This is a genomic window from Aureibacter tunicatorum (assembly GCF_036492635.1).
Lineage (GTDB): Bacteria > Bacteroidota > Bacteroidia > Cytophagales > Cyclobacteriaceae > Aureibacter > Aureibacter tunicatorum.
The window spans coordinates 542,252-563,658 of the sequence record NZ_AP025305.1; the positions used below are offsets into that span (position 1 = coordinate 542,252).

At 39.3% G+C, this 21,407-nt stretch carries 16 protein-coding genes and 19 tRNA genes; 20 read left to right on the plus strand and 15 right to left on the minus strand.

The features are described from left to right. Nucleotides 1–3: 3 nt before the first annotated feature. Nucleotides 4–759 (minus strand): glycyl-radical enzyme activating protein, encoded by a 756-nt coding sequence (locus AABK36_RS02145; protein ID WP_309937394.1) that lies wholly within the window; start codon nucleotides 757–759, stop codon nucleotides 4–6. 265 nt (nucleotides 760–1,024) lie between these two features. Between AABK36_RS02145 and AABK36_RS02150 the strand changes: the two genes are divergently transcribed. Next, nucleotides 1,025–3,148, plus strand: a complete 2,124-nt coding sequence (locus AABK36_RS02150) for a mechanosensitive ion channel family protein (protein ID WP_309937395.1) — start codon at nucleotides 1,025–1,027, stop codon at nucleotides 3,146–3,148. Between the two features lie 50 nt (nucleotides 3,149–3,198). Here the strand turns inward: AABK36_RS02150 and der are convergent, their stop codons facing one another. Together der and era are read right to left on the minus strand one after the other, a co-directional pair. After that, nucleotides 3,199–4,506: a ribosome biogenesis GTPase Der gene (gene der / locus AABK36_RS02155; protein WP_309937396.1), complete on the minus strand. Its 1,308-nt coding sequence runs from the start codon at nucleotides 4,504–4,506 to the stop codon at nucleotides 3,199–3,201. A 62-nt stretch (nucleotides 4,507–4,568) separates the two neighbouring features. Beyond that, nucleotides 4,569–5,465 carry a GTPase Era gene (gene era / locus AABK36_RS02160; protein ID WP_309937397.1) on the minus strand — a complete coding sequence of 299 codons (897 nt, stop codon included), beginning with the start codon at nucleotides 5,463–5,465 and terminating at the stop codon, nucleotides 4,569–4,571. 108 nt (nucleotides 5,466–5,573) lie between these two features. Here era and AABK36_RS02165 point away from each other — a divergent pair. The 13 genes from AABK36_RS02165 (at nucleotide 5,574) to AABK36_RS02225 (ending at nucleotide 6,835) form a co-directional block, all read left to right on the plus strand. After that, nucleotides 5,574–5,645: transfer RNA gene (locus AABK36_RS02165), tRNA-Glu, on the plus strand. A gap of 5 nt (nucleotides 5,646–5,650) precedes the next feature. Next, nucleotides 5,651–5,723 (plus strand) — tRNA-Met (locus tag AABK36_RS02170). A gap of 39 nt (nucleotides 5,724–5,762) precedes the next feature. Then, nucleotides 5,763–5,834 (plus strand) — tRNA-Glu (locus tag AABK36_RS02175). A 5-nt stretch (nucleotides 5,835–5,839) separates the two neighbouring features. Further along, nucleotides 5,840–5,912, plus strand: a tRNA-Met gene (locus AABK36_RS02180). A 39-nt stretch (nucleotides 5,913–5,951) separates the two neighbouring features. Then, nucleotides 5,952–6,023: transfer RNA gene (locus AABK36_RS02185), tRNA-Glu, on the plus strand. Nucleotides 6,024–6,028: 5 nt separating this feature from the next. After that, nucleotides 6,029–6,101, plus strand: a tRNA-Met gene (locus AABK36_RS02190). 39 nt (nucleotides 6,102–6,140) lie between these two features. Next, nucleotides 6,141–6,212: transfer RNA gene (locus AABK36_RS02195), tRNA-Glu, on the plus strand. Nucleotides 6,213–6,217: 5 nt separating this feature from the next. Then, a tRNA-Met gene (locus tag AABK36_RS02200) sits at nucleotides 6,218–6,290 on the plus strand. Between the two features lie 38 nt (nucleotides 6,291–6,328). After that, nucleotides 6,329–6,400 (plus strand) — tRNA-Glu (locus AABK36_RS02205). Nucleotides 6,401–6,451: 51 nt separating this feature from the next. Beyond that, a tRNA-Glu gene (locus AABK36_RS02210) sits at nucleotides 6,452–6,523 on the plus strand. A 52-nt stretch (nucleotides 6,524–6,575) separates the two neighbouring features. Next, nucleotides 6,576–6,647: transfer RNA gene (locus tag AABK36_RS02215), tRNA-Glu, on the plus strand. Nucleotides 6,648–6,652: 5 nt separating this feature from the next. After that, nucleotides 6,653–6,725: transfer RNA gene (locus AABK36_RS02220), tRNA-Met, on the plus strand. A 38-nt stretch (nucleotides 6,726–6,763) separates the two neighbouring features. Further along, a tRNA-Glu gene (locus tag AABK36_RS02225) sits at nucleotides 6,764–6,835 on the plus strand. Between the two features lie 101 nt (nucleotides 6,836–6,936). Here AABK36_RS02225 and AABK36_RS02230 read toward each other — a convergent pair. Further along, nucleotides 6,937–8,787 carry a fasciclin domain-containing protein gene (locus tag AABK36_RS02230; RefSeq protein WP_309937398.1) on the minus strand — a complete coding sequence of 617 codons (1,851 nt, stop codon included), beginning with the start codon at nucleotides 8,785–8,787 and terminating at the stop codon, nucleotides 6,937–6,939. Between the two features lie 323 nt (nucleotides 8,788–9,110). Between AABK36_RS02230 and AABK36_RS02235 the strand changes: the two genes are divergently transcribed. Next, nucleotides 9,111–10,016: a DUF2167 domain-containing protein gene (locus AABK36_RS02235; RefSeq protein ID WP_309937399.1), complete on the plus strand. Its 906-nt coding sequence runs from the start codon at nucleotides 9,111–9,113 to the stop codon at nucleotides 10,014–10,016. Between the two features lie 81 nt (nucleotides 10,017–10,097). Here the strand turns inward: AABK36_RS02235 and AABK36_RS02240 are convergent, their stop codons facing one another. Beyond that, a complete protein-coding gene (locus tag AABK36_RS02240; RefSeq protein WP_309937400.1) occupies nucleotides 10,098–10,793 on the minus strand; it encodes a hypothetical protein in 696 nt (231 codons plus the stop codon). Nucleotides 10,794–10,942: 149 nt separating this feature from the next. Further along, entirely contained in the window at nucleotides 10,943–11,551 is a 609-nt protein-coding gene (locus tag AABK36_RS02245; protein WP_309937401.1) for an IMPACT family protein, read from the minus strand. 124 nt (nucleotides 11,552–11,675) lie between these two features. Here AABK36_RS02245 and AABK36_RS02250 point away from each other — a divergent pair, with 124 nt between their 5' ends. Then, a complete protein-coding gene (locus AABK36_RS02250) occupies nucleotides 11,676–12,110 on the plus strand; it encodes an Hsp20/alpha crystallin family protein (protein ID WP_309937402.1) in 435 nt (144 codons plus the stop codon). Nucleotides 12,111–12,137: 27 nt separating this feature from the next. Here AABK36_RS02250 and AABK36_RS02255 read toward each other — a convergent pair whose 3' ends face one another. The 3 genes from AABK36_RS02255 to AABK36_RS02265 form a co-directional block, all read right to left on the minus strand. Then, nucleotides 12,138–14,168, minus strand: a complete 2,031-nt coding sequence (locus AABK36_RS02255) for a S9 family peptidase (protein WP_309937403.1) — start codon at nucleotides 14,166–14,168, stop codon at nucleotides 12,138–12,140. 317 nt (nucleotides 14,169–14,485) lie between these two features. Further along, nucleotides 14,486–15,094, minus strand: a complete 609-nt coding sequence (locus AABK36_RS02260) for a superoxide dismutase (protein ID WP_309937404.1) — start codon at nucleotides 15,092–15,094, stop codon at nucleotides 14,486–14,488. Between the two features lie 126 nt (nucleotides 15,095–15,220). Continuing rightward, nucleotides 15,221–15,673, minus strand: coding sequence for a nucleoside deaminase (locus AABK36_RS02265; RefSeq protein ID WP_309937405.1), 453 nt, complete (start codon nucleotides 15,671–15,673; stop codon nucleotides 15,221–15,223). A gap of 158 nt (nucleotides 15,674–15,831) precedes the next feature. Here AABK36_RS02265 and AABK36_RS02270 point away from each other — a divergent pair, with 158 nt between their 5' ends. The 3 genes from AABK36_RS02270 (at nucleotide 15,832) to AABK36_RS02280 (ending at nucleotide 19,052) form a co-directional block, all read left to right on the plus strand. Then, the gene (locus tag AABK36_RS02270) at nucleotides 15,832–16,860 is read left to right on the plus strand and encodes an elongator complex protein 3 (protein WP_309937406.1); all 1,029 of its coding nucleotides are present in this window, start codon (nucleotides 15,832–15,834) and stop codon (nucleotides 16,858–16,860) included. Between the two features lie 94 nt (nucleotides 16,861–16,954). Then, nucleotides 16,955–18,361, plus strand: coding sequence for a class II fumarate hydratase (fumC, locus tag AABK36_RS02275; protein WP_309937407.1), 1,407 nt, complete (start codon nucleotides 16,955–16,957; stop codon nucleotides 18,359–18,361). A 76-nt stretch (nucleotides 18,362–18,437) separates the two neighbouring features. Next, nucleotides 18,438–19,052, plus strand: a complete 615-nt coding sequence (locus AABK36_RS02280; protein WP_309937409.1) for an Ezrin/radixin/moesin family protein — start codon at nucleotides 18,438–18,440, stop codon at nucleotides 19,050–19,052. 200 nt (nucleotides 19,053–19,252) lie between these two features. Here AABK36_RS02280 and AABK36_RS02285 read toward each other — a convergent pair. The 6 genes from AABK36_RS02285 to AABK36_RS02310 all read right to left on the minus strand — a co-directional run bounded on the left by AABK36_RS02285 (nucleotide 19,253) and on the right by AABK36_RS02310 (nucleotide 19,888). Continuing rightward, a tRNA-Phe gene (locus AABK36_RS02285) sits at nucleotides 19,253–19,325 on the minus strand. Between the two features lie 41 nt (nucleotides 19,326–19,366). Continuing rightward, nucleotides 19,367–19,439: transfer RNA gene (locus AABK36_RS02290), tRNA-Phe, on the minus strand. 40 nt (nucleotides 19,440–19,479) lie between these two features. After that, nucleotides 19,480–19,552 (minus strand) — tRNA-Phe (locus AABK36_RS02295). A gap of 42 nt (nucleotides 19,553–19,594) precedes the next feature. Further along, nucleotides 19,595–19,667, minus strand: a tRNA-Phe gene (locus tag AABK36_RS02300). Between the two features lie 39 nt (nucleotides 19,668–19,706). Continuing rightward, nucleotides 19,707–19,779, minus strand: a tRNA-Phe gene (locus AABK36_RS02305). 36 nt (nucleotides 19,780–19,815) lie between these two features. Next, a tRNA-Phe gene (locus AABK36_RS02310) sits at nucleotides 19,816–19,888 on the minus strand. 263 nt (nucleotides 19,889–20,151) lie between these two features. Between AABK36_RS02310 and AABK36_RS02315 the strand changes: the two genes are divergently transcribed. Continuing rightward, nucleotides 20,152–21,369: a (Fe-S)-binding protein gene (locus AABK36_RS02315; protein WP_309937410.1), complete on the plus strand. Its 1,218-nt coding sequence runs from the start codon at nucleotides 20,152–20,154 to the stop codon at nucleotides 21,367–21,369. Nucleotides 21,370–21,407: the final 38 nt, after the last annotated feature.

Genomic DNA, 21,407 nt, shown 5'->3' on the forward strand with positions numbered 1-21,407 from the left:
TAATTAGTTGATTGAGCAATTGATTCCGGAGTCGACGAATAGTTTTGCGATAGATTTCATGTCTAAATGCTCAGGTTCGTGAAAAATATCTGCTTTGTATTCCATTCCCAGCTTTTCGTATTTGTGTTTCCCTAGCCTGTGAAATGCTAGCAGGTCGATCTTTGACAGGGCTGGTCTGTCTTTTATGAATTTTATGAAATATTGAATGTCTTGATAACTGTCATTTACTTGGGGAATGATTGGGATTCTCAAGTTGATGGCTTTATTCTGCGAAATAATGCAGTCTAGGTTGTCGACAATACGTTGTATGCCAACTCCAGTATATTTTTTATGCTTCTTTTCATCCAATGACTTAAGGTCGTAAAGAAACATGTCGGTATGAGGAAGCACAAGCTTTAAGTTGGCCAAGCTGGCATGTCCACTGGTGTCTATGCAAGTGTGAAGCTCTCTTGCCTTGCATTGGGACAAAAATTCACTGACAAATTTTGCTTGCAATAATGGTTCGCCTCCTGAGCATGTAACGCCTCCATTGCTGTCGTCAAAGAAAATTCTTTCTTTTTCTACTGAATCAAGAAGATCATCGACGCTGACATCCCAACATTTTTTGTAATTGTTGTTTTGAGGAATCAAGCTTTGGCTTTCTGGGTTGTGGCACCACCAACAAGATAGAGGACATCCTTGAAAGAAGATTGTTTGTCTGATTCCGGGGCCGTCATTGACTGCGTATTTTTTGATGTTGAATATCTTTCCTTTGATCATGAATTCAGCTAATGGTTTTAGTTAGGTGACAAATAGGGAGCTTCATTTATAAGTTATAGATAATCCCATTTATATCAGATGATAATTATCATCATGAAAAATGATCTTTGAGAGATAGTTTTTGAAATGGAATTGTAAAATGCTAATATTTCCTTGGAGCTTGTCTTCGTTTGTTAAATGAGGTGAAATGGCCGTAATAGTTGGAAAGATTGTGCGTTAGGATAACAGTAAATTAAAACTATCCTTCACTTCAAATTCGATATCAATGAGAAATCGTACAGGAGTTGTAATTTTTTTCTTATGCATGTTGTTGTCTAGCTTTGCTATGAGCTATGACAGGGGAGAGCTGGTAGATGCGAAATACTCTACTAGAACCCCTCAAAAAACCATCGTTTCCTTATTAGCTTTTTTGCAGGATGATAGATTCGATCCTGCTATTGCTTCAGCTACGATTGCCGGAGATTATACCAAAGGAGAGAAAATCGGATATGCTTTGAAAATCAAGCAGATCATTGATAAAAAAGAAGCAGAAGTTGACTTGTCGGAGATTCCAGATAAGCGTTTGTATAAGGATAAGACATCCAAAGAAAGAATTTATATCTTATTCGAAGATTTCCCAGATTTATATTTGGAACGAATTAATTCCAATTGGTTGTTTTCTGAGCATTCAATCGATAATCTTCCAGAAATTCACAAGCAATTATTCCCAATTGTAGCTCCTGTTCCTGAGTTTGATTTTGAGGAGCTTTGGGAAGAGGTGGATTCTTTGGGCAAAGACAGCGTTGTCACCAAGGTGAAAAAGAAGACTGTGGTAAAAAGAGCTCCTGTCGTTAAGACTGAAAAGGAGATGAGCGACTTTTACGATAAGTTTGATTTGAGTTCGCCGTATGAGACGGTTAGGTCGCATTTGATCTTTTTGCAGGATTTCAATTACAAGCCCGAGTTGGCAGCCAAAACGCTTAACGCTCCATCGCGAGATGAAAATGAGAAGATAGCTTTGGCTATCAAGCTGAAGCAAATCTATGATGGAAGAGGCAAGTACATTGATCTAGCCTCAATTAGCAGGGATCCTAATTTTGCTGATTCTTTGGGAAGAATGCGAAAATATATCGTAGAGCCTTCTATTCCGGAGATTTATTTGGAAAAGAAAGGCGACGACTGGGTTTATTCCGAGGCAAGTGTTGAAAAAATTGGCTCCTTGTACGAAAGAACTTATCCTATTGTTGGCGCTTCAGCGACATTCAAATACAGAGAGATTCTTCAAAAGTATTTTCCTGAAAAAAGCGGGATGATCTTTGGCCAGCCTATATGGAAGTTCATGGGATTGATATTATTGCTGGTTGGAATTTTTATCACCAATGCTTTGCTTGTTTTCTTGTCAAGACAAGTGATCAGTTTATTCAACAAGGATGAAGCTTATCAGAAAGTAGTAATTGCAATAATTTCTCAATTTTATCTGATACTAGCGGTTTATTTCTCCAATATCGTTTTGCAGATCATCAACTTCACGATTGAAGTCTACAGATATATTATTGAAGTCAGAGATGTCTTGTTGGTTGTATTAATCACCGTATTTTTATTCAAGATCATTGATCTGTTGGCCTTCCATACATTGCAGGGAGAAGATGATAGCAAAAGGTTTTTCAAGGCGAGAAAAAGCGTCATGCCATTCTTTTCGATGACAGGAAAGATATTGATTACCTTGGTAAGTGTTTCTTACACTTTGCAGATGTTGGGAGTGGATGTAAGTACTTTGCTAGCTGGTATTTCCATTGGTGGTTTGGCTCTTGCCTTGGCGGCTCAAGATACGCTTAAAAACTTCTTTGGATCTATAATGATATTAATGGACAGCCCTTTTAGGGTCGGAGACTTCATTAGCGCGGATAAAGACGGAATCAAAGGAAGCGTGGAAAAGATTGGTTTGAGATCCACTTTGATCAGGACAGTGAATGACTCTGTTATCTCCGTGCCGAACTCATCTTTAGCCAATTCGCAGGTTGACAACTTAGGACGAAGAAACTACCGTAGGTTGAAGTTTTATTTGCCATTGGAGTTTGGTCAGGAAATGACCAATATACATGATTTGAAGCGAGGCATTGAATCTGTGATTATCGATCACCCGAAGCTTAGGGATGATCGATACTATTGCAATTTATATGATTTGACTCCTTATTCTGTACGAATGATTGTCATCGCTTATGTTAAAGGTTCTTATGCGGAAGAAATGGAGACAAGGCATGAGGTTCTCTCCCAGATATTATTGAAAGCATCAGAAATGAATGTGAAAGTAGCTACTTTGCCAAAAGGCTTCGTGCCGGATGAGCCTGCTAAAGCTACTGCGGGAGGTGGAGGTCTTGGTTCAAATGACTCTGGTTCATTGGTGTTTTAAACAAAAAAGGAGATCGGCCGATCTCCTTTTTTTATTTATTCGTATTGAGGTTATTTCTGTCTGAAATAGAAGTTCACTGGCACGCCTTCGAATCCAAATTGATCTCTAAATTTATTCTCAAGATATCTTTGATATGATTCTTTGATATACTGAGGCAAGTTGCAGAAGAAAGCGATTGAAGGATGTTTTGTCGGAAGTTGAGTAACATACTTGATTCGTATGTATTTTCCTTTTACTGCCGGTGGTGGATATGCTTCAATAACACTTAGCATGAAATCGTTAAGCTCCGAAGTTGGGATGCGTTTGTTGAGATTCTCATGTATCTCCATTGCCAACTCAATTGCTTGGAAAACGCGTTGTTTGTTGATAACGGATGTGAATATAATCGGAATATATCCCAAAGGTCCCAATTTCGCTTTGATTTCTTTACGGAACTGCTCCATGGTATTGTTGCTTTTCTCGATCAAGTCCCATTTGTTCACCATTATCATAACTCCACGCTTATATTTGTGCGCCAAGTTGATAATATTCATGTCTTGTGCTTCGAAACCTCTTTCAGCGTCTATCATTATAACGCATACATCTGAGTCTTGAAGCGCTTGGATGGCTCTCATCACAGAGTAGAACTCAATGTCTTCATGGACTCTGGACTTTTTTCTTATTCCCGCCGTATCGGTAAGTATGAAATCTTTTCCGAAAGCTTTGTATCTTGAGTTCACAGCATCTCTGGTGGTGCCGGCGATATCAGTTACAATACTTCTTTCTCTGCCTAGTAATAAGTTGACAAAAGAGGATTTTCCTGCATTAGGTCTTCCTAAGATCGCTATACGAGGAACTCCTTCGTCAGGGTTATCATCGTCATTATCTTTGAAATGTGTCACCACATGATCCAGAAGTTCTCCAGTTCCTGCGCCACTTGCTGCAGCTACAGGGAAGACTTCACCCATACCGAGTTCATAGAACTCCATGCTTTCATGGATATATTTGGTGTTATCGGATTTGTTTGCTGTTAAAATTACAGGCTTGTTAATTTCTCTAAGAATATTCGCAAAATCCTTGTCTAGATCTGTTAAGCCAGTGTGAGTATCCACCATGAATAATACTACCGTAGCTTCTTCAATGGCTTCTTTAACTTGTTCTCTGATTGCTTGTTCGAAGATATCTTCAGAACCTACCACATATCCTCCTGTATCGATGACCGTGAAGTTTTTGCCTGTCCACTCGCCATATCCGTAATGGCGATCTCTGGTGACACCGCTTTCATCGTCCATGATTGCTTTTTTTTGCTCAATAAGCCTATTGAACAGCGTGGATTTCCCCACGTTAGGTCGTCCAACAATAGCTACTATATTTGCCATAATATATGTTTTCTGGTATTTATTGTTTCTTAATTATATGATCTCACGGTTTACGTTGAATCCTAAAATTCGTTGTATCCGAAGCGTTTAAGCTTGTGATCGTTTTTTCTCCAATCAGGATCAACTTTAATATAAGTTTCCAAGTACACCTGTTTTTGGAAAAATTCTTCCAATTCCTTTCGCGACTCAATGCCGACTTTCTTGATCGAGGCTCCTTTGTTGCCAATGAGTATCACTCTTTGGCTTTTTCTTTCGCAATAAATTTCAGCCCGCATTCTGATGATCGTGTCGGTTTCTTTGAACTCTGTGATTACTACTTCAGTGCTGTACGGGACTTCTTTTTTGTAATTGAGAAAGATTTTTTCTCTAATGATTTCAGAAGCGAAAAAGCGTTCAGGTCTGTCTGTCAAGGCATCCTTTGGGAAATATGGAGGATGCACAGGCATTTTGTCAATGACAAATTTAAGAAGTTCTTCTGTATTTGTCTTATGCAAAGCGGAAATGCAGATGTGTTTTTCCACATCGATTTTGCTTTTCCAATATTCTATCTTGGCTTCCACATCCGATGCTTTTTTCGCCAAGTCTATTTTATTGAGAACCAAAAGCACAGGGACTTTTGCTTTCTTCAACTTTTTGAGCGACTCGTCTTCTTCATTGTATTCTTCGAAAAGATCTGTGACAAACAGAACCATATCGGCATCTTCCAAAGATGAATTTACAAACTTCATCATGGACTTGTGAAGTTCGTACTTTGGAGCGATGATCCCCGGAGTGTCAGAATAGACGATTTGAAAATCATCGCCATTGAGTATGCCGAAGATTCTGTGTCTTGTTGTTTGCGCTTTGGAAGTAATGATCGATAGGCGTTCGCCAACTAGGGCGTTCATTAGTGTAGACTTTCCTACATTAGGTTTTCCTATGATACTTACAAACCCAGCTTTGTGCTCTGCGTTTTCCAATATTGTATGATTTTTTTTGCAAAGGTACTTGTTTTTTGTGAAAATACACCTACCTTTGCAGTCCCATTCGATAATAACACGGAAAAATCGTTAATGGTTGCTTAAGTCGCTCCGTTCGTCTAGGGGTTAGGACGCCAGGTTTTCATCCTGGTAGCAGGGGTTCGAATCCCCTACGGAGTACACATCGCGGGATGGAGCAGTTGGTAGCTCGTCGGGCTCATAACCCGAAGGTCACAGGTTCGAGTCCTGTTCCCGCTACTAAGAAGAGTATCGAAAGACTCTTAATAAAAAACTTTCGCTCCGTTCGTCTAGGGGTTAGGACGCCAGGTTTTCATCCTGGTAGCAGGGGTTCGAATCCCCTACGGAGTACACATCGCGGGATGGAGCAGTTGGTAGCTCGTCGGGCTCATAACCCGAAGGTCACAGGTTCGAGTCCTGTTCCCGCTACTAAGAAGAGTATCGAAAGACTCTTAATAAAAAACTTTCGCTCCGTTCGTCTAGGGGTTAGGACGCCAGGTTTTCATCCTGGTAGCAGGGGTTCGAATCCCCTACGGAGTACACATCGCGGGATGGAGCAGTTGGTAGCTCGTCGGGCTCATAACCCGAAGGTCACAGGTTCGAGTCCTGTTCCCGCTACTAAGAAGAGTATCGAAAGACTCTTAATAAAAAACTTTCGCTCCGTTCGTCTAGGGGTTAGGACGCCAGGTTTTCATCCTGGTAGCAGGGGTTCGAATCCCCTACGGAGTACACATCGCGGGATGGAGCAGTTGGTAGCTCGTCGGGCTCATAACCCGAAGGTCACAGGTTCGAGTCCTGTTCCCGCTACTAAGAAGAGTACGAAAGACTCTTAATAAAAAACTTTCGCTCCGTTCGTCTAGGGGTTAGGACGCCAGGTTTTCATCCTGGTAGCAGGGGTTCGAATCCCCTACGGAGTACTCGTCTCAAGAATTGGCATTCGCTGATTCAATTGGAAATCAAAACTTTCCGCTCCGTTCGTCTAGGGGTTAGGACGCCAGGTTTTCATCCTGGTAGCAGGGGTTCGAATCCCCTACGGAGTACTCGTCTTAACGAATTAGCATTTGCTGGTTCTATCGGAAATTAAAATTTTCCGCTCCGTTCGTCTAGGGGTTAGGACGCCAGGTTTTCATCCTGGTAGCAGGGGTTCGAATCCCCTACGGAGTACACATCGCGGGATGGAGCAGTTGGTAGCTCGTCGGGCTCATAACCCGAAGGTCACAGGTTCGAGTCCTGTTCCCGCTACTAAGAAGAGTATCGAAAGACTCTTTCAAAAAACTTTCGCTCCGTTCGTCTAGGGGTTAGGACGCCAGGTTTTCATCCTGGTAGCAGGGGTTCGAATCCCCTACGGAGTACATATAGCCAAGCATTTGCTTGGCTTTTTTTATGCAAAAAAATATGGCCACAATATTTTGATTGTGACCATAATCGTTATTTGAAATTGTAAATAGGGGAGTTAAGGCAATAGTACTTCATTGACAGCGTGAATGACTCCATTGGTAGTTTGTACATCGGTAATTATAATGTCAACATTTTGTCCGCTGCTCGTATTTAGCATAGCGCCATCTCCTAACTTGACAGTTGCTTTTCCTCCATTCAAAAACGAGATTTCTTGATCATTTGTCAGTTCGCTTGATTGCACATTAGCTCCTCCAATTACATGGTATTTCAATACGGCATCCAATGTTTCGATTGGAATATCAGCAAGAGAGTTCCAGTTCTCATTAGAGTTTAGCAATGCTTTAAATGCATCATTCGTTGGAGCGAATACAGTGTATGGTCCATCCATTGATAATACGCTCACGAAGTCAGTAGAGTGTCTTTCGTCTGTTAAGGCAGCGACTAGCAAACTAAAAGCAGGGTTGGATAATGCAGTGCCGACGATATTCGGAGGCAACATTACTTTATCGATAATGTGAACTACTCCATTATTGGCAATGATATTTGTATTTATTGGTTTAGCATTTTCATTGAAAGTAACCATGTCGTCAACAGAAACTCTTAAAGACAAAGGTTTCTCCGCAGGGCCGGTAGCCAATGTGTTCACATAAGTGTTTGACAGGTCTGTGGACATTACTTTCGCTCCAATAGTATGGAATAATAATACATTTGTTAATACTTCCACCGGAATATCATCCAAGCTGTTCCAGTTGTCATTAGCAGCTAATAGGTTTTCAAAAGCTTCATTTGTAGGGGCTAAAACAGTGTATTGCCCTTCCTCGGATAATGTTTGAGAAAGACCGGCTTTTTCAACGGCCATTTTAAGAATGGATAAATCTGCAGTAGCGGAAGCAAGACCGAATATGGAAGGAGTTTCTTCAGGTTTTTCCATATTAGGCAATAGCACCTGATCTATGGCATGAATTACACCATTAGTAGTCTGTATATCAACAACGGTAATATTGACAGTTTGGTCGCTTGTTGTAATGATTTTCGCGCCATTGGAGAGGTCGAATGATAAAACACTTTCGCTAACAGTCGAAACTTCCAGCCCATCCGATAATTGGCTTGATTGCACATTGGCGTCTTTGATGACATGATACTTTAACACTCCGTCCAAAACATCTATTGGTATGTCGGAGATGGAATTCCAATCATCATTGGAAGCTAATAGTGCTTCGAATGCCGCATTTGTAGGGGCGAAAACAGTAAACAAGTTGTCTGAAGATAATAATTCCACGAAGTTAGTTGTGTGTCGTTCGTCAGTAAGAGCTTCGACTAATAAACTGAATTCGGAGTTTGCCAATGCGATGCCGACGATATTTTTAGGCAGCATTACTTTATCAATCAAATGTACGATACCATTGTCCGCAGTTACATCAACTGTGATTGGCGAGGCATTGCCATTGAATTTAACTCCATTCATGATGTCAATCTGAAGAGAAAGAGAATTATTGTTTGGTCCGGATGCTAATGTATTGGTGTAGCCATTGAAGAGACTTTCAGAATTTACTTGAGTGTTTAATACATGATAGAGAAGCACGTTTTCAAGGATTTCTGTTGGAATATCACCAAGATTGTTCCAATCGTCATTTGAATCTAAAAGTGCTTTGAAGGCATCGTCTATTGGCGCAAACACAGTAAATGATCCATCTCCGTTTAGCGTTTCATAAAGTCCAGCCGCTTTAAGAGCTTCTGTGAGTTGAGACAGGTTGTCAGTTGATGAAGCGGTCTCGGAAATGCTTTTAGGCGTATCAGGATTGTCAGGAAGTTGCATATCGTTGTCGTCGTCTTTGCATGATGACAATACCAATGCAGCCAATGCTACTGAGTAAAAAAGTGATGCTTTTCTTTTTATAAAGTTCATTGAAGTCAAATTTAATGATTAATTATGTTTAATATTTAGATCTAATTGTTAAACAAAAAATATTACGAAGGAATGGTTGTGAAGGTTTATTTTGTGGTTATAAATATTGTAATTACGTTTATTTTTGACGCTAGGACTTTAGTTAATAAAGTATAGATTTGGATTAGAATACATTGCTATATGTATGTTTTAAAATGATTTAATTTTTGACTTATAATTAATTAAGTGATTTTTTTATGTATTTAAATATGAATAATATAATTATATTTTTTGTTAATACATGTTATTTGTATATTCGTGGCCGTTGTTTAAATTGATGAAATATGAAGAAAATTTACTTGTTAATTATTTTAATGTTAGGCTCATTTTTTTCTCTAAGAGCTCAAGATGAAACCACTTCAAATGAATTAATTGATACTCTTTCTGTATATAATAGTGTAATGGACAGTATTAATAGTTCATTTAATTTTAAGAGAGGAGTTGTTGATATTGGAGATGGTTTGGCTCAGTTGAATTTGCCTGAAGGTTTTAAGTATCTTGATGAAGAGCAAAGCAAGCATGTGTTGACCGAGTTGTGGGGGAATCCTCCGTCGGAAACATTGGGTATGATATTCCCGGAAAGCTCCTTCCCTGTTGGAGATTTTGAATATGCTGTGGAGATTTCCTATGCTGAAGATGGCTATGTAGATGATGAGGATGCTGAAAGTATCGATTATGATGAGTTGTTGGCTGATATGCAAAGCGATATTGAAGATTCCAATCCGTCAAGAAAAGAACAAGGGTATCCTGCATATGAATTAGTAGGATGGGCGGCAAGTCCATATTACGACGCGGAAAACAAGAAATTGCATTGGGCTCAGGAATTAAAGTTTGAAGGATCTGATATCAATACATTAAATTATAATATCAGAATATTGGGAAGAAAAGGCTATTTGGTCTTAAACGCAATTGGAGATATTGAGGCTTTGAAGGCTGTTGATAGGGATTCCGAGCGAATTTTGGCAAGCGTTGACTTTTCAGATGGCAACAAGTACAGTGATTTTAATCCTGATATTGACAAGGTTGCCGCCTATGGTATTGGAGGGCTTGTCGCAGGAAAAGTATTGGCGAAAACAGGAGTTCTTGCTATTCTAGCGAAGTTTGGGAAATTCATAATTGTTGGAATTGCAGGTGTTTTCGCTATGTTGAGAAAGAAGTTTTTTGGGGGTGGTGATTCTGAAGAGGCATAATATCTTTAATGATAAAAAATACAAAGCCGCATAAGTATATAACTTATGCGGCTTTATTTATTAATAACCTCTTAGGTTTTTTTATTTGAAATATTCTAACTGTACGCCAGTCTCATTAACATTTCCTTCAGCCTTGAATCCTTTCTCTTCACTGAAGTCTGTAACTACTTGATCCAAAGGAGCGCCATTGAAAACCGCATCGATTTTTGCATTCAAAATATCATAGTTCATGTATGTCCAATTTTGAACGGTAATTTCTTTACTAGCTGTTGGGTAGAGATTCTTTTCAATTGTGATAGTGCCTTCGACAATTCCCCCGCTTGCGCTATTTTCCATGAATAATGCTGTCGCATTGGATTGAAGCTTAATATCAATTTGGCCATTAGAAGGATTGCCGACATTTGTCATTTTGGTAAGCACAAAGTATTTGTCAGTGAATAGCTTGTCTTCTTTAGGTACGATTTTGTACCAGTTGTCAATGTAAGTTACTTCAGGATGATATACTACAATTGTATGCTTGTCACTGATTTTAGCCCCTTCTATTGGTTCTCTGAGATCGACTTCGTAATAGAATATCGCTAAACCTGATGCATCGATGATTGCGACTCTATAGTCTTCATACTCAACGTCAAGAGGAGTGTGTTCTGGATTGTTGATCCCGTCAAGTATAAAATGAATAGTTGCTTCTTCTCCTCCAAACTCCGGAGTGTCTTCTCCAAATGAGCATGAGGTTAAGAATATCAATAGAAGTGAAGCTAAACCGAATAACTTTTTCATAACCGTAATGTAATAACTTAGTGTTTGTGAATAATGCTAAAATCCTATCTTGAGGATAGCATATGAGTATTACACTTGAGCCATGAAAATACCTACCTGTAATTGTCGATTTTTTTATCTGATATTCAGTGACTTACGTTTTTTTTGGATTATTCCTCTTCTATAAAGTTAAGAGTTTCTATTTTTTCAAGTTTTGCTTTGACTTCTTGTATTACCGCTTCTCTAATCAATAGGCTGAATTCGCAATTCATCTCGAAAACTTGATTTAGTATTTCAAGATCAAAATCCTTGATGATTTTCATTACGTCATTCATTTTGATGTAATCGAAAGAGAAGTTCAAGGTCTCTTTTACGATCTCTTCAATGATTTCATTCTCTTCAATAGCTTCAGCGGCGGATACTTTATATGCATTGATAAGGCCTGAAACGCCTAGTTTGGTTCCTCCGAAGTACCTTATGACGACTATGAGTGTATTTGTAAGGTTATTGGATTTGATTTGGCCTAATATTGGGTCCCCGGCAGAATGGCCTGGCTCTCCATCATCATTAGCTCTAAACTTGTCTTGATGTCTTCCAAGCACCCAAGCGTAGCAGTGATGCCTTGCGTCGTAATATTTTTTTCGAAGCGCGTCGAGTCTTTCTTTGATATCGTCCTCGCTTCTTACTGGGTATGCGAATGCGATAAATTTGCTTCCTTTTTCTTTATAGAATCCTTCCGATTCTTTCGCCAGTGTTAAAAAAGTATCTTCTGCTGCCATCTCTATTTTCTGAATTTCGTATAAAATTACAAACTATGAACGATAGTGGCAAGTGGATGCGATACGGCAATATTTTTGAAACTTTATACTGGGAATAATCTTTATAAATAAAACATTTAAGCTTATGTCACTTATCAAGAGAAGAAACGGTTTTTTGTCTGACATTCCTTCGATTTATGATAATTTGATAGGAAAAGACTTGTTTGACTTTGGCAATTCCGCTCAGGGAACTTTGCCTTCAGTCAATGTTAAGGATAATAAAGAAGAGTACGTGCTGGAAGTTGCCGCTCCCGGCTTGAAAAAAGATGATTTTCATATAGAAATCCATCATAATTTGCTGACAGTATCCTCTGAGAAAAAACAAAGCAAAGAAGAGAAAGATGATAATTTTACAAGAAAAGAATTTCATTACTCTTCATTTAAAAGAACATTCTCGTTGCCGGATACGATCAAGGGGGATGAGATTAAGGCCGGCTATAATGATGGTATTTTGGAAATCACTATTCCAAAGAAAACAGAGGTCATTAAAGAAGGCGGAAGAAAAATTGAAATAGAATAGAAAAGGGCTGTTATCAGCCCTTTTCTATTACTTATTCGTAAGATCAATCAAGAATGCATATTCCAATGCGATTTCTTTGAACGATTCAAACCTTCCTGAAGCGCCACTATGGCCAGTCTCCATATTGGTCATCAGTAAGATTGGCTTTGATCCAGTATTGTGGTCTCTTAGTTTCGCCACCCATTTGGTGGGTTCCCAGTATTGGACTTGACTGTCATGCAGGCCTGATGTTACAAGCATTGCAGGGTAATCATGCTCTTTGATATTGTCATAAGGAGAGTAGCTGAGTATCGTCTCGTAGTATTCTTTTTCATTCGGATTCCCCCATTCATCGTATTCTCCAGTTGTAAGAGGTATTGAATCGTCCAGCATTGTGGTGACGCAGTCGACAAACGGAACTTGAGCAACGACTCCATTGAATAACTCGGGTCTTTCGTTGACAATAACGCCCATAAGCATTCCTCCAGCGCTTCCTCCCATGGCGTAAAGCTTTTCTTTGGTAGTGTATCCTTCAGAAATTAAGAAGTCTCCGCAGTCGATGAAGTCATTGAAAGTATTCATCTTATTGTGAAGTTTGCCGTTTTCATACCATTCTCGGCCCATTTCCTCTCCGCCTCTGATATGAGCAATAGCAAATACAAAGCCTCTGTCGAGTAAGCTTAATCTGGCAGAACTGAAATAAGGGTCCATTGAGGATCCATAGGAGCCGTAGCCGTAAAGCAATAAATCATTGGAATCCGCCTTTAATGATTTTTTATAAACTAATGAAAGCGGAACTTTCACACCATCTCTAGTTGTGACGTACTTTCTCTCCGCATGATATTCTTTTGGATCGTAGCCCCCAACGACTTCTTGTTGTTTCAGCAAAGTTCTGTCTTTGGTTTTCATGTCAAAGTCAAAGACAGAGCTTGGAGTGGTAAGAGATCCATAGCCAAATCGGAAAATGTCTGTATTGTATTCGGGATTTAACGAACTGCTGGCCATGAATACTTCTTCCTCGAAAGGTATGTAATAGTCAACATGGTTGTCAGAGCTGATCACTCTTAATTGAGTTAAGCCATTTTCTCTTTCTGAGAGAACCATGAAGTTCTCAAAGATGTCAAGATCTTCCAGCAATACATTTTCTCTATGCGCAAGCACTTCAGTCCAGTTTTCCAGCGAAGGATTGGAGATGGGTGTTTTCATAAGACGAAAGTTCTTGGCTTCATGATTGGTGAGTATGAATAACTCGTCTTTGTAGTCATAAATGCCGTATTCCAATCCTCTTGTGCGGGGTTGGATTATTTGAAACTCGCCTAATGGATTGTTGGCGTCAAGTATTTGATATTCGGAAGTCATAGTGCTTGTAGAGCCGATGACAATGTAGTTTCGAGATTTTGATTGATAGACGAAGGTGTAAAAAGTATCGTCATTTTCTTCAAATATCAAAACGTCATTTTTTTGATCTGTGCCTAGCTTATGTCTGTAAATTTTCGCGGTTCTAAGCGTTTCATCTTTGATGGTATAGAATATATGCTCATTGTCATTCGACCAAGCCAATGAAGTGCCATTATTGGCGAGTTTGTCTTCTAGTATTTCGCCAGTCTCTAGATTTTTGAATCTAATATCGTAAATTCTTCGGCTGACAGTGTCTTCCGCATAGGCGAGAAGTTTGTTGTTTGGGCTGACTTCATAAGCTCCAATCTGATAATAGCTTTGATCTTTAGCAAGTTCATTGACATCAAGCATGATTTCTTCATCATTGTCCAATGAATCTTTTTTGCGACTGTAAATAGGGTATTCTTTGCCTTCTTCGTATCTGGCAAAGTAGTAATAGCCATGATAGAAATATGGGACTGACATGTCAGTTTGCTTGATGCGACCGACCATTTCGTCGTATAGTGTTTTTTGAAGACCCTTGGTGTGGGTTAGAGTGTGCTCTGTGAAATCGTTTTCTTGATTTAAATATTCTATGACATCTGGATTTTCCCTGTCATTCATCCAGTAGTAGTGATCGATTCTTATATGATCATGTGAATTTAATTCTTTTGCTATTTTTTGAGCTTGAGGTGCTTTCATATTATTTTTTGAGGCTAAATATTTCTGAATTGACGAATAATGAATATCACGAAATTTGAAAAAATATATATGTTGAAAAATTAATTTTTAGTAATCGCAAAATAGCTTGAAAGAAGATGAATTCATAGTTGGTTTTCATTAATTCAAATCAATGGCATAAAAAAAGCGAATCCGATAGGATTCGCCTTCTGCAAGCTGTAATTAAGGATTTATTTAATTAAGATGAACTAATTATGCAATGTCAAATTTCCAGCCAAAGAGCTGTAGGGAAATTCGAGTAGCAAAATAGTTCGGTTTGAATTCGAGTTAAAAGCTGATTATTTAGCTTCTTCAAATCTTTTAGAAACCTCTTCCCAATTAACTACATTCCAGAATGCACCGATGTAGTCAGGACGCTTGTTTTGGTACTTCAAGTAGTACGCGTGCTCCCATACATCAAGACCTAAAATAGGAGTTGCTGGGCAGTCAGCGATATCCATCAATGGGTTGTCTTGGTTTGGAGTAGAGCATACGCAAAGCTCTCCGCCAGCTTTAACGCAAAGCCAAGCCCAACCTGAACCGAATCTTGTAGCAGCAGCATTGTTGAATTCAGTTTTCAAATTTTCGAAAGATCCGAATTTAGCGTTGATAGCTTCAGCTAGAGCTCCAGTAGGCTCGCCTCCTCCGTTTGGAGAAAGAACAGTCCAGAACAAAGAGTGGTTGAAATGACCGCCACCATTATTTCTTACGCCCGCAGGGTATTTGCTGATGTTTTTGATGATTTCTTCCAAAGACAAGTTTTCAGCATCAGTTCCAGCGATCGCGTCATTAAGTTTGCCAACATAAGCAGCGTGATGTCTGTCATGGTGGATTTCCATAGTCAAAGCGTCGAAGTGAGGCTCCAACGCGTCGAAAGCGTAAGGTAATTGTGGTAATTCGAATGCCATTTTATTAAATTTTTAATGGTTGAATAAATTTTTTAATCAATTCTATCTAATACGTGCAAGAATGCAAAAAAATGAAGATAATCAAATTAAAAAGAGCTAATTCAAGTCTATTTGCATATCGCAGGTTTATTTTTTTCGCAATTTACTGAAAAAGTCATCCAGCAAGGCTTTGCATTGTTGCTGCATTGGGCCTTTTTCGATCTTCGCTTTTGGATGAACGATATTTTCACTCAACCTATTGAATCCTCGTGAAGGGTCTTCCGTAGCGTAAACAATCCTTTTGAGTTGAGCCCAATTCAGAGCGCCGGCACACATCACGCATGGCTCAAGCGTTACGTAAAGCGAACAGTCTGTGAGGTATTTCGCTCCCAAATAATTCGCAGCGGCAGTTATGGCCAACATCTCCGCATGTGCGGTGACGTCTGTTAGCTGCTCAGTTTGATTGTGGGCTCTTGCTATGATCTTGTTATTGCATACAATGACGGCTCCCACAGGAATTTCGTTGGCATCATATGCTTTCAAAGCTTCTTTAAATGCTTCTTGCATGAAGTATTCATCTCCTTGTACGCTTAAGCTCATGGTCAGTTAATGAATTTATGTTTTTTGATAATCGCTTTTTTCAATATAAAAATAAATAAAATTGATAAATGAAACATGAGCGAGTATTTGAAAGCGAGATTAAATCATAAATAAATCTATCAGGCGTTATCACGATGGTTTTTATATAACAAAACAAGGTGATTAAGTTGAAAACAAGGCATTATAATATTCCGATTTTTATACCAGAATTAGCATGTCCTCATCAGTGTGTTTTTTGCGATCAAAGAAAAATATCAGGGCAAGATTCTCAACCAACTCCTCAAGAAGTGTCAAAAATAATAGATAGCTATCTTCAGACAATGAAGTCGGATTATAAAGAAGTCGAAGTGGCTTTTTTTGGAGGTAGTTTCACGGGTATTGATAAGGAGTTGCAAATCGAGTATTTAAAAGTAGTGCAACCGTATATTCGATCCGGGGAAGTAAATGGGATTCGTGTTTCAACCCGCCCTGATTATATAGATAAACAGATTCTTGAGACTTTAAAGCGTTTTGGAGTCAAGAGTATAGAGCTGGGAGCGCAATCCTTGGATGCTGAAGTTTTGAAGAAATCGGGAAGAGGGCATTCAGTTTCGGATGTGGAGTCTGCTGCGAATATGATCAAAGCTGAGGGTTTTGAGCTTGGATTGCAAATGATGATAGGACTGCCTGAAGATTCCAAAGAAAAAACAATTTTCACGGCGAAGAGGATTGTAGAGTTGGGGGCCGATACGACAAGAATTTATCCTACGCTCGTGATTCAGGGGACTGCTTTGGAGCGACTGTTTGTGAAAGGACGCTATGAGCCCTTGACTATAAGTCAAGCTGTTTGTTGGACTAAGGAGGTTGTGAGAATATTTCAAAGTGCTGGAGTGAAGATTCTTAGGGTAGGACTTCATCCTTCGGAAGAAATTTCTGAAAAAGGAAGCTTGGTATGCGGACCGTACCATCAGTCGTTTAGAGAAATGGTTGATACTGCGATATGGGAAGGAATTTTTAAAAATGATTCCAATATTATCAAAGGAGGAAGAGAACTGTTGCTATTCGTTTCTCGAAGCCAGTTGAATTATGCTGTTGGATATAAAGGGGCAAATAAGATTATGCTTTCACGGAAATTTTCAAAAGTGAAGTTTGTAGGTTGTTCTGAAATTAATGGACTGGATTACAAGGCGGAATTGATCGATTTTTAGGCTTTAGCGATCATTGAGTTTAAATTGTACCATTTTTTGCAGTGGGATAAATGCGATAAACGCATTTGTGGAATTTTAGATCACTTAGCAAAAAATGGAAGACTATAGAATTGAAAAAGATACCATAGGGGATGTTGAAGTTCCCGCTGATAAATATTGGGGAGCGCAGACTCAAAGATCCAGAATGAATTTCAAGATTGGCGGAGATAGCATGCGAATGCCAAAGCAAATCATCAAAGCCTTCGCAGTATTGAAAAAAGCGGCTGCGATAACTAATCTTGAATTGGGAACGCTTGATGCTGAGAAAGAAAAATTGATCTCTCAGGTTTGCGATGAGATATCTTCCGGGAGTTTGGATGATCACTTTCCTTTAGTGGTTTGGCAAACAGGGTCAGGCACTCAATCCAATATGAATGTGAATGAAGTCATAGCGAATAGAGCTCATGTTATTTCTGGAGGCGCTTTGACTGATACTGAGAAAGTCATTCATCCCAATGATGATGTGAATAAAAGCCAGTCTTCTAATGACACTTTTCCTACGGCGATGTCCATAGCTTCTTATAAGGCAGTTGTTGAAGATTTGTTTCCGAAACTAGGTTATTTGATCAATGCTATTTCTCAAAAATCTGACGAATTTAAAGATATCGTTAAGATCGGTCGCACACATACGATGGACGCGACGCCGATTACGTTGGGAATGGAGTTCTCAGGATATTTAGCTCAATTGCAACATGCGAAAAAAGCCATTGAGAATACATTGCCTCACGTTTCGGAGCTTGCATTGGGGGGAACTGCTGTTGGTACCGGCTTGAATACACCTAATGGGTATGCTGATAAAGTAGCGGAAAATATTGCTTCATTGACAGGTTTGCCTTTCAAGACTGCTCCGAATAAATTCGAAGCTTTGGCGGCAAAAGACGCTATGGTTGAGTTGCATGGCGCTTTAAAGCAACTGGCTGTGTCATTGATGAAAATTGGCAATGACATTCGCTTTTTGGGGTCTGGTCCGCGCTCAGGATTGGCTGAGATAATTTTACCCGCGAACGAACCAGGTTCTTCCATTATGCCGGGGAAAGTAAATCCTACTCAATGCGAGGCATTGACGATGGTAGCGGCTCAAGTGATGGGCAATGATGTTTCTGTTTCTGTTGGAGGTTCGAATGGACATTTTGAACTGAATGTTTTCAAGCCGATGATTATATATAATGTATTGAATTCTATCCGATTGTTGGCCGACTCTTGCGAGTCCTTTACTAAGCACTGTGTTGTGGGTATTCAACCAAATGATCTAAGAATTAAAGACAACTTGGATAAGTCATTGATGTTGATAACTGCATTGAATACGCATATTGGATATGAAAAAGCTGCGCAGATTGCTAAAAAGGCTTATAAGGAAAATAAATCGCTGAAAGAATCCGCGTTGGAACTTGGATTATTGACAGAAGATGAGTTTAATTTATGGGTTGATCCTACGAAGATGCTAGGAAATTCTGAAAAATAAGAATAATTATAGAAAATCAAATTTTTATACCTATATTCGCAAAAAAAGGTTATATAGACTCTAATTTTAAAACAAGATGATGAAAAAAGTAATTTTAGCGATCGGTTTACTTTTTGCCATTGGACTTTTTGGACAAAGTGCCCAAGCGCAAAGCTTAAGCAAGAAAGAGAAAAAAGAGTGGAAGAAGAAACTTAAAAGTTTAACTCCGGAAGCTTACAAGCAACTTACTGAGGATTACGCAGCTTTGAAGAGCAAAATCACTGACTTGGACAATCAAGTGGATGATTTGGAAGGTCAGCTAAGCGATAAATCTTCTGAATTGGCAAGAAAAAACAATAGAATCAGCGACTTGGAAGATCAATTGTCGTCTGCGAGCGCATCATCTTCATCAACAGGATCGTCGAAGTCTGGATCGAAAGTGGATATGAATGGTATCGTATTCAAAGTTCAGATTGGAGCGTTTAGAAAGAAAGATTTGTCTAAGTACTTTGATAATAATGAGAACTTCGGCGGCGAGTACGGTGACGACGGCGAGCAAAAAATCACTTTGGGTGTTTTCAGAGATTACTGGGAAGCTAATACTTTCAAGAAGTACTTGAGAGAAATGGGTGTGAAAGACGCTTGGATTGTTTCTTACAAAGATGGAAAAAGAGTTCCTATCAAGGATGTTTTAGAAGGAGTGATGAAGTAATCATCTTGATTGAAAGAATTTGATAATATTGCGATAAGCTGTCATGAAAATCATGGCGGCTTTTTTTATGTTTCGTTCACGTTAAAACTCATAATTGCTAATTGGCAAAATATTTCGCTACAATTGAAGTTTTAGAAAATAAGAAAGATGATTGATTTTGGAGTGTTTACTCTAGGAACAGAGTTATTTGGGGAAAGAAGTGGTGATGAGTGGGCTCGAACCACCGACTCACGGATTTTCAGTCCGATGCTCTACCAACTGAGCTACATCACCAACTTAATTTATGATATTCAATATTATTCAAAAAGAAGAAGTGGTGATGAGTGGGCTCGAACCACCGACTCACGGATTTTCAGTCCGATGCTCTACCAACTGAGCTACATCACCGACTTAATTTATGATATCGCAAACTCTTCAAAAGAAGAAGTGGTGATGAGTGGGCTCGAACCACCGACTCACGGATTTTCAGTCCGATGCTCTACCAACTGAGCTACATCACCGACTAGGTTTATGACATCGCAAATCCTTCTAAAAGAAGAAAGTGGTGATGAGTGGGCTCGAACCACCGACTCACGGATTTTCAGTCCGATGCTCTACCAACTGAGCTACATCACCGTTGTTAATTGCGATATCTTCTATTTTTAAAGAGAAAAGTGGTGATGAGTGGGCTCGAACCACCGACTCACGGATTTTCAGTCCGATGCTCTACCAACTGAGCTACATCACCAGCTTGACGTGCGATATACTTTCTCTTTGAAGAATGTGGTGATGAGTGGGCTCGAACCACCGACTCACGGATTTTCAGTCCGATGCTCTACCAACTGAGCTACATCACCAGCAAACGGACTGCAAAGGTAAACCAAAGTTTTCATTTTGCAAGACTTTGGGAGGAAAAAATGGCCAATATTTAAACGCAATAGTCGAAGAAATTCGCAAGTGCTTGTAAATGAGTATAAAAATTGCACTTGTATAATTACCTTTTTTCCATGTTAAAAAATCGCCTATGCAAATCGTATCCCAGCTTGTCTTCGCCTTAGTATTTATAACAGCTGTTTTTTTAATAAGAGGTCGGATACTGTTTATTAAGAAAAATATTTCCATGGGAAAATCAACTTCAAACAAGTCGAAGGGGGATGAAGCAAGGCTTCGGTTGAGAAATATGCTGATGGTGGCTTTGGGACAAAAAAAGATGTTTAAGCGTTTGATACCTGCAACGTTGCACTTGGCTGTTTATTTAGGCTTTTTGCTGATCAATATCGAGGTCTTGGAAATTGTATTGGATGGCATGCTTGGTACGCACAGGCTATTTCTCTCATGGATGGGAGAAGTTTATGGCATGATGATTAATTTTTTTGAGTTTTTGGCTGTGTTAGTAATTGTAGCATGTTTGGTTTTTATAGTTCGAAGACATGTGTTGAAAGTCGCTAGGTTCCAAAGTTCGGAAATGAGAAGATGGCCCAAAGTCGATGCCTTGTTGATTTTACTTTTCGAAATAGCTTTGATGATTGCAATATTGGTTATGAACGGGGCTGATCAAGCTCTTCAGGCTAGAGGTGTTCTCGGTTATCATCATACAGGAATATTATTTTTCAGCCATTTGCTGGTTCCCATTTTTCAAGGTTTGGACACTTCCATGTTGATTGTCATTGAGCGAGTGGCTTGGTGGTTGCATATCGTCGGAATACTTTCATTTGGTTATTATATCACTTATTCGAAGCATCTTCATTTGGCTTTGGCATTTCCAGCTACATTTTGGGCTAGGTTGATGTCTCAAGGGAAAATGATAAATATGGATGAAGTGACAACTGAAGTGCAGTCCATGTTGGGTTTGGAGACTTCGAATGAAGTCGCTGGTGAAGTGCCTCGATTGGGGGCTAAAGATGTGGAAGACTTGACAAGAAAGAATTTATTGGATGCTTACTCATGCTCTGAATGCGGAAGATGCACGTCGGTTTGTCCTGCGAATATGACTGGAAAGAAATTGTCTCCACGTAAAATTTTAATGGACACGAGGGATCGAATGGAGGAAAAAGGCAAAGAAATAAAGCAGGGCATTGTTTCGAAAAAAGCTCTGTTGGGTGATTTTATAACAGCCGAGGAAATAAATGCCTGCACCACTTGCAATGCCTGCACAGAGGCTTGTCCTATTAATTTAAATCCTTTGGAGATAATTCTAGGTCTCCGCAGATACGCTGCGATGGAAGAGTCGTCTTCTCCAGCTCAATGGAATCAGATGTATTCCAATATAGAGACTTCTTTTTCACCTTGGAAGTTTCCAGCGCAAGATCGCTTTAAGTGGAAGGATGATTTGAAGTAACTAAACCTTTTTCTATAATTTTTTAAATGCGAATGCAT